The 14027-nt window shown below is 37.9% G+C and carries 11 protein-coding genes and 3 other annotated features; of the genes, 1 reads left to right on the top strand and 10 read right to left on the bottom strand.

The genetic code is table 11. The annotated features are described in order from the left end of the window. Window positions 1–14 precede the first annotated feature (14 nt). Entirely contained in the window at window positions 15–464 is a 450-nt protein-coding gene (gene ahrC / locus WAK64_RS13835) for a transcriptional regulator AhrC/ArgR (RefSeq protein ID WP_336587703.1), read from the bottom strand. Window positions 465–746: 282 nt separating this feature from the next. After that, window positions 747–2660, bottom strand: a complete 1914-nt coding sequence (gene thrS, locus WAK64_RS13830; protein WP_336587577.1) for a threonine--tRNA ligase — start codon at window positions 2658–2660, stop codon at window positions 747–749. Between the two features lie 51 nt (window positions 2661–2711). Next, window positions 2712–2937, bottom strand: a binding site (T-box leader). A gap of 40 nt (window positions 2938–2977) precedes the next feature. Next, window positions 2978–3203, bottom strand: a binding site (T-box leader). Between the two features lie 41 nt (window positions 3204–3244). Further along, window positions 3245–3472, bottom strand: a binding site (T-box leader). A gap of 222 nt (window positions 3473–3694) precedes the next feature. Between thrS and WAK64_RS13825 the strand changes: the two genes are divergently transcribed. Beyond that, entirely contained in the window at window positions 3695–5803 is a 2109-nt protein-coding gene (locus tag WAK64_RS13825; RefSeq protein WP_336587576.1) for a neutral/alkaline ceramidase, read from the top strand. 145 nt (window positions 5804–5948) lie between these two features. Here WAK64_RS13825 and WAK64_RS13820 read toward each other — a convergent pair whose 3' ends face one another. From WAK64_RS13820 to nusB, 8 genes are all read right to left on the bottom strand, one after another. Beyond that, the gene (locus WAK64_RS13820; RefSeq protein ID WP_336587575.1) at window positions 5949–6803 is read right to left on the bottom strand and encodes a TlyA family RNA methyltransferase; all 855 of its coding nucleotides are present in this window, start codon (window positions 6801–6803) and stop codon (window positions 5949–5951) included. A gap of 2 nt (window positions 6804–6805) precedes the next feature. After that, the gene (gene dxs, locus WAK64_RS13815; RefSeq protein ID WP_336587574.1) at window positions 6806–8698 is read right to left on the bottom strand and encodes a 1-deoxy-D-xylulose-5-phosphate synthase; all 1893 of its coding nucleotides are present in this window, start codon (window positions 8696–8698) and stop codon (window positions 6806–6808) included. Window positions 8699–8713: 15 nt separating this feature from the next. Continuing rightward, window positions 8714–9331 (bottom strand): hypothetical protein, encoded by a 618-nt coding sequence (locus tag WAK64_RS13810; protein ID WP_336587573.1) that lies wholly within the window; start codon window positions 9329–9331, stop codon window positions 8714–8716. Between the two features lie 687 nt (window positions 9332–10018). Continuing rightward, on the bottom strand, window positions 10019–10879 hold the full coding sequence (locus WAK64_RS13805) for a polyprenyl synthetase family protein (RefSeq protein WP_336587702.1): 861 nt from the start codon (window positions 10877–10879) through the stop codon (window positions 10019–10021). Window positions 10880–10902: 23 nt separating this feature from the next. Next, window positions 10903–11142, bottom strand: a complete 240-nt coding sequence (xseB, locus tag WAK64_RS13800) for an exodeoxyribonuclease VII small subunit (protein WP_336587572.1) — start codon at window positions 11140–11142, stop codon at window positions 10903–10905. Beyond that, the gene (xseA, locus tag WAK64_RS13795; RefSeq protein ID WP_336587571.1) at window positions 11139–12491 is read right to left on the bottom strand and encodes an exodeoxyribonuclease VII large subunit; all 1353 of its coding nucleotides are present in this window, start codon (window positions 12489–12491) and stop codon (window positions 11139–11141) included. The genes xseB and xseA overlap by 4 nt, the downstream gene beginning before the upstream one ends. Window positions 12492–12600: 109 nt before the next feature. Continuing rightward, window positions 12601–13482 carry a bifunctional methylenetetrahydrofolate dehydrogenase/methenyltetrahydrofolate cyclohydrolase FolD gene (gene folD / locus WAK64_RS13790; protein ID WP_336587570.1) on the bottom strand — a complete coding sequence of 294 codons (882 nt, stop codon included), beginning with the start codon at window positions 13480–13482 and terminating at the stop codon, window positions 12601–12603. A gap of 25 nt (window positions 13483–13507) precedes the next feature. After that, window positions 13508–13900, bottom strand: a complete 393-nt coding sequence (gene nusB / locus WAK64_RS13785) for a transcription antitermination factor NusB (protein WP_336587569.1) — start codon at window positions 13898–13900, stop codon at window positions 13508–13510. Window positions 13901–14027: the final 127 nt, after the last annotated feature.

Below are 14027 nucleotides of genomic sequence, written 5' to 3'. Positions count from 1 at the left end.
TTATCACCTCAACCTTACAGCATATCTAAGAAACGTTGAGCGATAAGCGCCGTTTCATCCTCTGTACGACAAATAATTAAACACGTATCGTCGCCACAGATGGTTCCTAAGATTTCATCCCAATCTAAATTATCAATAAGTGCTCCAATGGCATTAGCATTGCCAGGCAGCGTTTTCATCACTAATAAATGACCTGCTTGATCGATACGGACAAATGCATCAATTAAGGTTCTCTTTAATTTTTGCAAAGGATTGAATCGCTGGTCAGCTGGAAGGCTATACTTATATCTGCCATCGACCAAAGGCACTTTGACTAAATGTAATTCCTTTATATCTCTGGACACAGTCGCTTGTGTTACGTTAAAATCAGCACTCTTTAAGTGATCAACTAGATCATCTTGTGTTTCAATATCATAGTTGGCGATAATTTCTCGGATTTTAATATGTCTTTGTCCTTTATTCACCATTGTGTACACCCCTAAAATTATTAACTTCTGTATATTTATACTTCTCCTCACATATTAGCGTAATATGGAACATTTGTACAAGTTCTAATCAAGGTTATATTACATTTTTTTCTCATAAATAACAAATTAAGATTATTGTGTATACGGAACGCTTCAACAGAGGTAAAAGCAGCAAAGAATAAAAGGAGCACGGTGACCATTTACACCGTACTCAATTAGTGAGTAAATCTATAGATTTATCTACTTTATAAAGCTTATTTTTGACTACGTCGACCCAGCCTACCCTTTATTTTCTATCTTTTTCTTTAATTCTGCCATAAATGCGTCTAATGGCATTTCTTCAGATTGTTCATGACCATATTTTCTAACGTTGACTGATCGATGATTACATTCTTTGTCGCCTACAACAAGAACATACGGTATTTTCTTCATTCGTGCTTCTCTCATCTTAAAGCCCAATTTTTCATCTCGCAAATCCTCTTCAACTCGGATTCCATCTTGTTTTAATTTTTTTGTAATTTCGTCAACATATTCCTTATGAACCGCATTGGATACAGCTATGATTTTAACTTGAATTGGTGCTAACCAAACGGGAAATGCTCCGCCATAATGTTCAATTAAAATTCCAAGAAAACGATCAATTGAACCGAACACTGCACGATGGATAACCACAGGACGCATTTTTTCGTTGTTTCTATCGATATAACTTAGATCAAATTTTTCGGGCAGTTGAAAATCTAACTGAATTGTTGCACATTGATGACTCCTTTTTAAAGCATCTTTTATATGAATGTCAATCTTTGGACCATAAAAGGCTCCATCTCCTTCATTTAACTTATAATCATAATGAAGTTTAGTTAATACATTCCGTAAAGCCCCTTCTGCTTTATCCCACAAAGCTTCACTACCTAAATAGTCATCCGGTCTAGTCGACAGCTCTACTTCATATTGAAAACCAAATGTACTATAAACCTCATGAACTAATCGTAGCGCTGAAGTGATTTCACCTTCTATTTGATCTGGTGTCACGTATAAGTGGGCATCATCCTGGCAGAATGTACGAACGCGTAACATCCCATTCAATGCACCACTAAATTCATGACGATGAACTTGCCCGAATTCAGCCATTCGTATTGGTAGATCGCGATAGGAATGCCGCTTATTTTTAAAGATAAGCATATGTCCCGGACAATTCATTGGCTTTAAAGCATAATTTTGATCGTCTACTTTTGAAAAATACATATTTTCTTTATAATGATCCCAATGTCCAGATTGCTCCCACAACCTTTGATTCATCATCATTGGCGTACGAACTTCTTGATAATCATAGAAACGCTGTATTTTTCGTAAAAAAGACTCTAATTCATTTCTAATAACTAGACCATTTGCTAAATAAAATGGCATTCCGGGTGCTTCCTCTGAAAACATAAATAATTCTAATTCATTTCCTAATTTACGGTGGTTTCTTTTTTGAGCCTCTTCTAGGAAATGAAAATACTCCTCTAAATCTTTCTTTGAAGCAAAGGCCACACCGTAAATTCTCTGTAATACTTTATTTTGATTATCTCCTCGCCAATACGCTCCAGATACATGAGTTAATTTAAATGCTTTCAAATACCTTGTTGATGGTAAATGGGGGCCACGACATAAATCAACAAACTCTCCTTGACGATACACGGATATGACTTGGCCTTGTGGAATTTCTTCAATCAACTCTAGCTTTAATGGCTCATTGGCAAAAAGTTCCTTTGCCTCCTTATGAGATATCTCTTCACGGATAATCTCAAGATCTTCAGAAATAATGCTATTCATCTCTTTTTCAATGAGCTTCAAATCATTTATAGTCAGACTATTTTCTATATCAATATCATAATAAAATCCGTTTTCAATAACTGGCCCTATGCCTAACTGAACATTCCCATAGAGTCGCTTTAACGCTTGTGCTAATACATGAGCTGCTGTATGCCTCATAATTTGTAAACCTGCTGGATTACCAAGATCAAATAACTCTATTTCTGCATGTTGCTCAATCTTTCGTCTATAATCATATGGTGCCTTGTTTACTAATCCCGCTACAGATTTCTTTTGCAAGCTTTTACTAACTGAGTTTGCAATTTCTTCTAAAGTTACCCCTTGTTCATACTCTTTTTCCTGACCATTTGGAAACTTAATCACAATATTTTTTGGAAACATGATTCAACACTCCTTATTTTTGAATATAAAAAACACACTCATCCCTGAAAACAAAGGGACGAGTGTGTGTACTCGTGGTTCCACCCAACTTCCCATCACACTTTTGCATGATGGCTTCATTGTCGCTGTATCGTAGCTCATACGGTATTGATTACTATGATTTCACCAATACTGCTCTAAGGCGGTAAGCTTTTCTGCTGCGTTAGGAAGGTTTCAGCCTTGCCTCCCCTCTCTGTGAACCGTTCAGAATTACTCATATCCTCTTCATCGCATTGCCTTGATTTTTTTGTAACAAAAAACACACACATCCCTGAAAACAAAGGGACGAGTGTGTGTACTCGTGGTTCCACCCAACTTCCCATCACACTTTTGCATGATGGCTTCATTGTCGCTGTATCGTAGCTCATACGGTATTGATTACTATGATTTCACCAATACTGCTCTAAGGTGGTAAGTTTTTCTGCTGCGTTAGGAAGGTTTCAGCCTTGCCTTCCCTCTCTGTGAACCGTTCAGAATTACTCATATCCTCTTCATCGCATTGCCTTGATTTTTTTGTAACAAAAAACACACCCATCCCTGATAAACAAAGGGACGAGTGTGTATACTCGTGGTTCCACCCAACTTCCCATCACACTTTTTTTCATGATGGCTTCATTGTCGCTGTATCGTAGCTCATACGGTATTGATTACTATAATTTCACCAATACTGCTCTAAGGCGGTAAGCTTTTCTGCTGCGTTAGGAAGGTTTCAGCCTTGCCTCCCCTCTCTGTGAACCGTTCAGAATTACTCATGTCCTTTTCATCACGTTCTTTTTTAATTCTTTATAATATATAAAATTATTAATTAATAGTCAATACCTTTTTTATATTTTTGATGAATTTACTCCTCGTAGTACAAGTTTTTTCAAAGTGGAATATATACAGAATTTTCTGTATATATTTACTTTACATCATGCAATTGCGGGTTATTTCTTTTCAAAACGCTTCATTGCATGATTTTCAATTGATTATCAAACTTTTTAAGGAGGGGAAATATGGAATTACATAAGGCTTTAAAGCCGAGCGTGTTTTTCATTATTTTATTCATCTGTTTGTTTTCTTACCTACCTGAGGCTAAAGGTGAAAGCGCTACCAACAAGAGTGACTTTGAATATTATGTTGGTGCTGGTATTTATGACATTACGGGACCACCAGCAGAAGTAGTAATGATGGGGTATGCTAACTCTTCACAACAAACAGAAGGTCTTCATTTCCGTTTAAGATCGAGAGCGTTTGTGATGAAAGAACGTAATACTGAGCAAAATGTGGTATTTGTTAATGCTGACTTAGGTATGGTATTTCATTCCGTCAAACAAGGCGTAATTGAAAAGTTAGCCCAAAACGGTTACGGAGATTTGTACAATTACGAAAATGTTATTTTAAGTGCCACACATGGTCACAGCGGACCAGGGGGTTATGCACATGAGGGATTGTACAATGTTTCTACTTATGGTTTTCATGAAGAAAATTATGAAGCCATTGTCAATGGAATATATGAATCCATTGTTTTAGCTCATCAAAATCTTGAGCCCGGTTATATAGAAATAATCGAAGGTACTGCAGAAGGCACAAGTTCCAACAGGTCTATTGACGCTTACAACAATAACCCAGAAAATGAAAGACAACAATACGACTCTAGTGTTGATAACACTATGACGCTTCTAAATCTTCGAAATACACAAGGCGAATTACTTGGCGTTATTAACTGGTTTGCGGTTCATCCTGTATCAATGAGCCAGGACAATCACTTAATTTCCGGAGACAACAAAGGGTATGCCTCGTATTTATTCGAGCAAGAGATGGGGACGGACTATACAGCAAGCAGTACATTTGTTGCTGCCTTTGCTCAATCGAATGAAGGGGATGTAACACCGAACATATTCGGGGACGGAAAAGGCTATGGAGATAATGAATTCGACAGCACGAAAAAAGCAGGGGAAATACAATTTACTCAGGCGAAAGCTTTAAGTGATTCAGCTTCTAAACGACTATCGGGATCTATCTCTTATAAACATCAGTTTACAGATTTTTCAACCCTCTCTATCTCGAAAGAATATACAGATGGGGAAGAAAGAAGAACGTACCCGGCTGTAATGGGGTATTCATTTGCAGCAGGTACAGAAGATGGACGAACTGATTTACCTATATTTAAGGAAGGAATGGTTCAAGACGATTACGCACTAGATGGCTATGATAATTTGGTGAGATATGTACAAAACTTACTGCCAATCATCCCGCAAATTGGCGAAATGAGCGGTGTGCTTTACCCTGACCTTTGGGAGCAGCACTATCCGAAGCCAGTTTTATTAGCTCCCTCACAAGTAACACCAGATCCATGGACACCAGAAATACTTCCATTACAAATGGTACAAATAGGGCAATTATCAATTGTTGCTGTTCCGGCTGAATTTACAACTATGGCTGGACGAAGAATGAAAGAGCTAGTGAAAGAAAAAATGGCGAAGCAATACGATGAGGAGAATTATGTAGTATTAGCAGGATTATCCAATTCTTATAGTAGTTATGTAACGACACCTGAAGAATATGACATCCAACATTATGAGGGAGCGTCAACCCAGTTTGGAAAGTGGACTTTAAGTGGATATTTACAAGAATTCGATAAACTATCCAATGCAATTATCAATAAGGAAGAAGTCGCTCTCGGTCCTATACCGAAGGATTTAAGTGATGAACAAGTATACTTTGATATCGGGATTATCTTTGATGCAGCACCTATTTTTAGAAGTTTTGGTGATGTAAAAAATGAAGTACTGTCCGATTATCAAAAAGGGGATGTTGTTAGCGTTAGCTTCTGGTCGGGACATCCGAACAATAATTTCAGAACACAGTCCACCTATTTGGAAATTCAAAAATTTGATGGTGAGAACTGGATTACAATCGCAAATGATGGTGATTGGGAAACAAAATTTAAATGGAATAGAGAATCGACCCTTTTAGGAACATCCTCCTCTTTAATTGAGTGGAGTATTCCTGAAGATACGGCAACCGGAACGTATCGAATTAAACATTTCGGAGCTTACCAAACACTATTAGGTAATGTATATGAGTATGAAGGAACATCCTCCACGTTCACAGTAAAATAGGGCGTTTGGACTGTCGTTTTACGGCAGTCTTTTTTTATTGGTCGTAATCCTATAAAAAAATGCACCTCCATTGTAACCAATAGAGGTGCTTGTCACCCTGCCAGATGAATTCTCTCATCAGGACGATCGAGTATACCATTCAAAACTATTTTGTTTCTTGTTGATCTAGTTCTTTCTTCGTTTTCAATTCTCGATGAGCTTCTTCCACCACTTCTTCTACTGAAGGGGAAAATAAGCTTTCACCCTTTTCCTTTTCACCACTCCAATGTAAATGAGCAAGAAATTCGATATTACCCTCTCCACCTTTTATCGGAGAAAAAGTTAGACCCTTTATATCGTAACCCTCATTTAATGAAAAGTGGATAATTTTATTTATCACTGCATGATGAACTTTAGGGTCCCTCACAATCCCCTTTTTCCCAACCTGATCTTTTCCTGCTTCAAATTGTGGTTTAATTAAGGCAATGACATCTCCACTTTTCGCCAATAACGTTTTTAATACTGGTAAAATTAACGTTAACGAAATAAAGGAAACATCAATTGAAGCAACATCAGGTACTCCTGCTTCAAGATCCTCAGGTTTTACGTAACGAAAGTTGGTTCTTTCCATCACAATTACTCGCTCATCCTGCCTTAATTTCCATGCAAGCTGATTGTAGCCTACATCTAATGCATAGGACCTTTTTGCCCCATTTTGTAAAGCACAATCCGTAAAGCCCCCAGTTGAAGAACCGATATCTAATAAGATTTTTTCATTAATCGTGATGTCAAAAAGCTGAAGCGCTTTTTCTAACTTATAACCGCCTCGACTAACATAGGGCATCACATTTCCTTTGATTGATAAAGGGATATTCTCTTTTACTTTTTCTCCAGGCTTATCTAACCTTTGTTCGTTACTATATACTAACCCAGCCATCACAGCTCGCTTTGCTTTCTCCCTTGTTTCAACCAAACCTCGTTCCACAAGTAGCACGTCTATCCGTTGTTTTTTAACTTTCATTCTTACGCCCTTTTTTGTTTTTTTGGTGTAATAGCATGAATTTTATCTACTACTGCTTCTTTTGTTAGTCCAATCTCATTTAATAACTCTTTTACACTACCATGTTCAATATATACATCTGGAATTCCCATTCTTTCAATCACATGGTTATGAGCACCATTGTTATGAGCAAATTCAAGAACTGCACTGCCAAAACCGCCTTGCAATACCGCTTCCTCTATAGTAAGAATTGGCATATTCTTATCTAAAATCTCACAAAGCATTCGTTCGTCTAAAGGCTTAATAAATCTCGCGTTCACCACTTTGACAGAGATCCCTTGAGCTTCAAGTTCATTTGCCGCTTCCATTGCCATTGGAATCGTTGTTCCAAAAGTTAATATAACGGCTTCTGAACCCTCCTTTAACACTTCCCACGTTCCAATTGATATTTCTTTTAAAGATTGATCCATTGGTACTCCATAGCCATTTCCACGAGGAAATCTCATCGCTATTGGGCCATCGTCATAATGCAAGGCTGTATTCACTAAATGCTGCCCTTCATTTTCATCCTTAGGCATCATTAATACCATGTTTGGAATATGGCGTAGAAAAGCAATATCAAACACACCTTGATGAGTTTCTCCATCCGCTCCAACTAGCCCTGCTCGATCAATCCCTATAAACACGTTAAGGTTTTGACGACAAATATCGTGGACTACTTGATCGTATGCCCGTTGTAAAAAAGTAGAATAGATTGCAAGGAAGGGCTTCATTTTTTGGGTTGCTAAGCCCGCAGCCATCGTTGCAGCATGCTGTTCAGCAATCCCAACATCATACATTCGACTTGGAAATTCTTCTGCAAAATCTGTTAATTTTGATCCTACCGGCATGGCTGGAGTAATTGCTACGATCCGCTCGTCCTTACGAGCGAGCTGCTGGACGGTATTTGAAACTAACCCACTCCATGATGGAGCTGTAGATACTGGTTTTATCAAGTCACCCGTTTCCATTTTATAAGGTCCTGTTCCATGCCAAGTACCTGTTTTATCAGATTCTGCAGGGTGAAAACCCTTTCCTTTTTTGGTAATCACATGAAGTAATACAGGGCCTTTTGTTTTCTTAGCATATTGGATATTCTCTTGAAGCTGTTCGAAATCATGTCCATCAACTGGACCTAAGTAAGTAAAGCCTAATTCTTCGAAAAAAACACCTGACACTAGAAGGTACTTCAAGGAATCTTTTACTTTCTCCGCAGTATGAGCAAGCTTACCACCAACCGCTGGAACTTTTTTCAGTAAATATTCTAATTCATCTTTAACCCAGTGGTATTTTCCAGCTGTTCGTAAACGACCTAATACTTTGTGAAGAGCTCCTACATTAGGTGCAATCGACATTTCATTATCGTTTAACACGACAATCATATCTTTTTGTTCATGCCCTATATGATTAAGCGCTTCAAGTGCCATACCACCAGTCAGAGCACCGTCTCCTATTATAGGGACTACAAATGATTTTTCCTTCTTAATATCTCGAGCAGCTGCCATTCCCATAGCTGCAGATAATGAAGTTGAACTGTGTCCTGTTTCCCAAACATCGTGTTCGCTTTCCACCATTTTTGGAAATCCACATAACCCTTGATATTTGCGAAGCGTATCAAATTGTGAAGCACGGCCCGTTAGAATTTTATGGACGTAGGATTGATGTCCAACATCCCATAAAAATTTATCTTCTGGACTATTGAACTGCTGATGAAGAGCAATCGTCAACTCTACTACACCTAAATTAGGACCAATATGTCCACCGGTCTTTGATAGCTTTTCAATTAAAAAATCCCTTATAGTTTGACTTAATCCTTCAAGTTGTTCATTAGACAACCCCTTTAAAAATGAAGGATCTTTTATAGCTGTTAGATCCAACTGGACCACTCACTTTCATGACAATGTATTTTTCCGTGTTTTTCCTCGTTTTTTCTTTTTTTTATCTTTAATCACAACGATATGAAATTTTTCCTCAAAAAATTGTAACACTTTTCCTACCTGAAAGATGATATCGCGTGAATATTGTATCGCTACAGTCTTGCCAAAAGCTTTTCCCCCAACGGTTAGAGCGGCAATTATACAGGTTAGTACGACACTTATGGCATACTCAGTTGTTGAGCCTTCATTAACGTCATAGCTGGTCGCCAATTGGATCACGACAATGGCAGAAGCAGTTCCACTAATAATTCCAGAGATATCGCCAATCACATCATTACAAAAGCTTGCAAATCGGTCTGCATTTCGAACAATTCTAATCGAATGCTTTGCACCATACACTTTTTTTGATGCCATCGAGTGAAATGGCATTTCATCGGCGGCTGTTGCCGCTATTCCAATCATATCAAAAAATATTCCTATTAAAACAATTATTATTACAACGAAGAAGCCCATAAACCAAGTAACTCCATTTAATACAACGCTAGAAGAAATGGAAAAAATAGCCGCTAACACAGATGTGATAACGGCAATAGTAATACTCCATCTTATTGATTTCTTTATTAATTCTCTCATAATTTATCCTACACCGTTTCTATTATATGTATACATTAGCTTTTAATAACATTGGATGGTCATATAAAGGGTAAAAATTACGGCTTAGGTCCAGTAGGTTTTCCCAGACGGATACTGGATGTCGCCATACCAGCGGTTTCCCTTTAAACCCATCTTAGTCGTGTCACCACTGACTAGACTGGATTACCACTTAGTCCGTACTATAATCCCCTTTATATGTCCTGACGGAACAGCCTAGGAGTTTTCCTCAACAGCCTTTAACCATTTCTTAGCCTCTTTTGCAAAGAAGATTTCATATGGACGTAAAAGCACATATCAATGGCCAACTAATGTGTACTTTGTTACCATAATCCCCTCAAACTTCACTCAAGGCAGGCTACGCTGTAAGTGCCAGTAGCACGTTACAGGTCTATCAATTGTGTTTCGATGCCCTATTAGTAACGAAACAACAAAAGCCTCCGCGGTGTAAGGGTCAACGCCCACATGCCATTGTGGATCGCCCTTACACCTTACTCCCAATTTCGACCCAAGGCTGGGCGCCTCAAGCCAAAAGCAGGAACTTCATCGATGTGCCCTTTTGTGGATTTTTAGGCCCACCTTCAGAAATGGAGGGCTGACTAGAATACAGCACCATCCTAATAATAATACTATTATAACATATAGTATTCAATTTTCTCAATGGTGATATTAATGATCTCTTTTTACAATGAGATCGACAATTTCCATTAATAAATGAGTATGAAGACCTGTTTTAGCCAGAATTTCTTTTGCCAATCTAGAATGCTCGGCCAACTTTGCTTTTGCTTCCTCTAACCCTAACAAAGAGGGGTAAGTGCTTTTCTGATTAATTTCATCGCTCCCAACTGGCTTTCCAATTTTCTCCTCAGACCCCTCAATATCTAAGATGTCATCTTGAATTTGAAAAGCAAGGCCAATATGTTTAGAAAATTCTTCTAATTCGTCAATCACCTGCTCAGAGGCACCACATAAAATGGCAGCACTTACGACGCTAAACGTTAGGAGGCGACCGGTTTTATTTTCGTGGATAGACATTAAGTCTTCAAGTGACAAGGATGTATCTTCGCCTTCTATATCCGCAACTTGTCCACCGACCATCCCTTCTGGACCGGCTGATTGGGCTAAGTATCGAATTAATCTAATCTTATCCGAAGCAGAAACACCGTTCATCTCAGACAAAACTTGAAAACTATAGGTTAATAATCCATCCCCTGCTAAAATGGCTAGGGCTTCTCCAAATACTTTATGATTCGTTGGCATCCCCCTTCTTAAATCGTCATCATCCATACTTGGTAAATCATCATGAATTAATGAATACGTGTGAATCATTTCTACTGCACAAGCAACAGGGTAGCCTTTTTGCACGTCTTGTTGAAATGCTTCCATTGTAGCTAACATTAATAACGGACGAATCCGCTTTCCTCCAGCTCTCAGCGAATAAAGCATCGCCTCTTTTAACGATTTGGGTGCATCAAGAATATGGATGGTACTTTCCAATTCATCTTCCACGACACGTTTTTGAACATTCATAAATTCTTGTAAAGAAGAGAGACTCACTGCCCTTCCTCCTTATTTATCGAGAATTCTACTTCTTTTCCATCCTCCGTAAGTACACTTGCTAATTCATCCTCTACCATTTGAAGCTTATCATGACATATTTTCGATAATTCCATACCATCTTTATATATTGCAATGGCTTCTTCTAAAGGAACATCTCCTTCTTCTAAACGTTGCACGATTTTGTCTAACTGTTCCATCGCCTCTTCAAAACTTTTTCCTTTTATTTCACTCATCTTCTACCCTTCTCCTTTACTTCGATTACTTTACAATCCAAAGCACCATCAGCCAGTTCAACCGTCACATTGTCCCCGATTGCTACAGACTCTTTGCTTTTTACGAGCGTTTCATTTTCCTTATACACGACACTATATCCTCGCTCTAAAATCTTTAACGGGCTCAAAGCATCTAAAGCAACGAGCAACCTTTCAAAATCATTGGAATAATTTTTCCACTGACTAGTCATGTTTTGATTCAATTGTTTATTCAGACGCTTGTACTCCTCGTTTTTCTGTTGGACTTGAGCACGTGGGTGCTGCATATATAACCTTTTTTGTAAATAGGACAAACTATCCCTCAACGTCACTGCTTTCCGCTGATACTCTCCATATAACTTTTCATTAAGACGATCAAGTCGTTCCATTTTCTGTTGGAACAACCGCATTGGATTTCGAAACACGTAAGATTTCTCAAGGTTTTCTAGTTTCACTTTATTTTCTTTAACCTTAATCGTTAATGCCTGAGCCAAACGGCGTTCTTTCTGTAACACCCGCTCCTTTAGCTCATCGATATGAGGTACAGCTATTTCAGCAGCTCCAGTAGGGGTAGCTGCTCTAATATCTGCAACAAAATCTGCTATCGTAAAATCCGTTTCATGACCTACTGCTGAGATGACGGGGATGCGAGAAGCAACAATCTCTCTCACAACTACTTCTTCATTAAAAGCCCAAAGTTCTTCAATAGAACCTCCACCACGTCCAACAATCAGAACATCAATTTCTTTTCTTTCATTTGCTGTTTTAATTCCTTTTACAATAGACGGAGCGGCCTGTTCACCTTGAACTAAGGCTGGAATTACTACTACTTTCCCAATTGGATAACGACGCTTTATCGTCGTAATAATATCCCTAACGGCGGCTCCAGTTGGAGATGTAATAACTCCGATAACCTTTGGAAATGGGGGGAGTGCTTTTTTTCGCCCTTGTTCAAACAGCCCCTCTTTCTCTAATCGTTCCTTTAGTTGCTCATAGGCTAAATACAATTCTCCAATACCATCTGGTTGCATCTTTTTTATATAAATTTGATATTGTCCACTGGATTCATATATGGAAATATCGCCTTGTACTAGTACATTCATTCCGTTTTCTGGAGCAAATTTTAACTGCCTATTTTGAGAAGAAAACATCACACTTAATAGCCTTGCCTTGTCGTCTTTTATCGTAAAATACATGTGACCACTAGAATGCTGTTTAAAGTTTGAAATTTCCCCACGAACATGAACATTTGATAAGTGAGGGTCCACGTCAAATTTTCTTTTTATGTATTTAGTTAAAGAATGAACCGATAAATATCGGTCATGCGACATTTTTTCCCATCCTTTCTATCAACGTACAACTTTTATACGCTACCTTTTTCATTAAAAAAGCTACCTCCCCTTAATATAACGGAAGGTAGCTTTGATTGCCAATATTGCTTTACTTTTCCAGTGTTGCTACTTTAGATAGAATAAAAGAATTTGAACGTTTGGCAGATATCAGTGTATTGTTCATTAACATGGTTATGGTCATCGGTCCTACCCCGCCAGGAACAGGCGTAATATAGGCTGACTTTTCCTTAACCGATTCATAATCAACATCTCCGCAAAGCTTCCCATTTTCATCACGGTTCATTCCTACATCAATCACAATCGCACCATCTTTAATATGGTCCTCTTTAAGTAGTTTTGCTTTTCCTACCGCCATGACGATAATATCTGCTCTTCGAGTATGTACTTCCAAATCTTTTGTTCTTGAATGACAATACGTTACGGTAGCATTTTGCTGAAGAAATAATTGACCTGCTGGTTTTCCTACAATATTACTTCTTCCAACAATCACTACATGCTTTCCTTCAACTGAAATATTTTCAAATTCAAGCATCTTCATAATTCCGAAAGGGGTGCAAGGTAAGAAAGTTTCTTGACCTGTCATCATTCGACCAATACTAATTGGATGAAGACCGTCAACATCTTTCTCTGGTGCAATGGACTCAATGATCTTAACTTCTGAAAGATGTTCTGGCAAAGGAAGTTGAACGAGTATACCATGTATAGATTCATCTTCATTTAATTCCTGAACTTTTGCCAACAATTCCTGTTCAGTTAATGATTCAGGGTACTCAAATAATATGGAATGCATTCCTAATTTCTCACAAGCTTTTTGCTTCATCGTAACATACGTTTTAGAGGCTTTATTATCTCCTACTAAAACGACTGCTAAGCCTGGAGTTACTCCTAGACGCTTTAGGTCATCTACTTCTACTGAAATCGACTCACGAATCTTTTCTGAGATTTTTCTACCATCAAGAATATTAGCCATTTTCTGCATCCCCCAATAAGAAATATTATTTATTTATTGTATTTTGAACCTTTGAGAGAACACCATTGATAAATTTACTTGATTTTTCATCTCCGAAGGTTTTTGCAATCTCAATCGCCTCATTGATGATGACTTTATTAGGGGTGTCCTCGTCAAATATCATTTCATATACAGCCAAACGTAAAACATTTCTATCCACTTTTGCTAATCGATCAAATGACCATCGTTCTAAATGTGTCTTAATCATTTCATCAATTTTTGAAAGGTTTTCATTTGTTTGAAGAACTAGTGTTGTTAAGAACTCATCCTTCTCTTCCCCTTCAGTAATATTAGCAAGTGCTTGTTGCGCATCTATTTCGCTCATGTCCATTTGAAAAAGAGCTTGTAATGCTTTTTCTCGTGCCGTGCGTCTTTTCATCTATAAATACTCCTTTGACTCTCATAATATAAGAAGATAATAGCACAATGAATGAATAGAATCACGATTTCTGACGAAAAATTAAATTTCAGAATTCAATCAATTTTCTTTACAATAAAAAAACCAA

The sequence above is a fragment of the Bacillus spongiae genome (genome assembly GCF_037120725.1).
Classification (GTDB): Bacteria; Bacillota; Bacilli; order Bacillales; family Bacillaceae_K; genus Bacillus_CI; species Bacillus_CI spongiae.
Note: the sequence above shows the minus strand (reverse complement) of the source record. Positions and strands in the feature narration are given on the sequence as shown.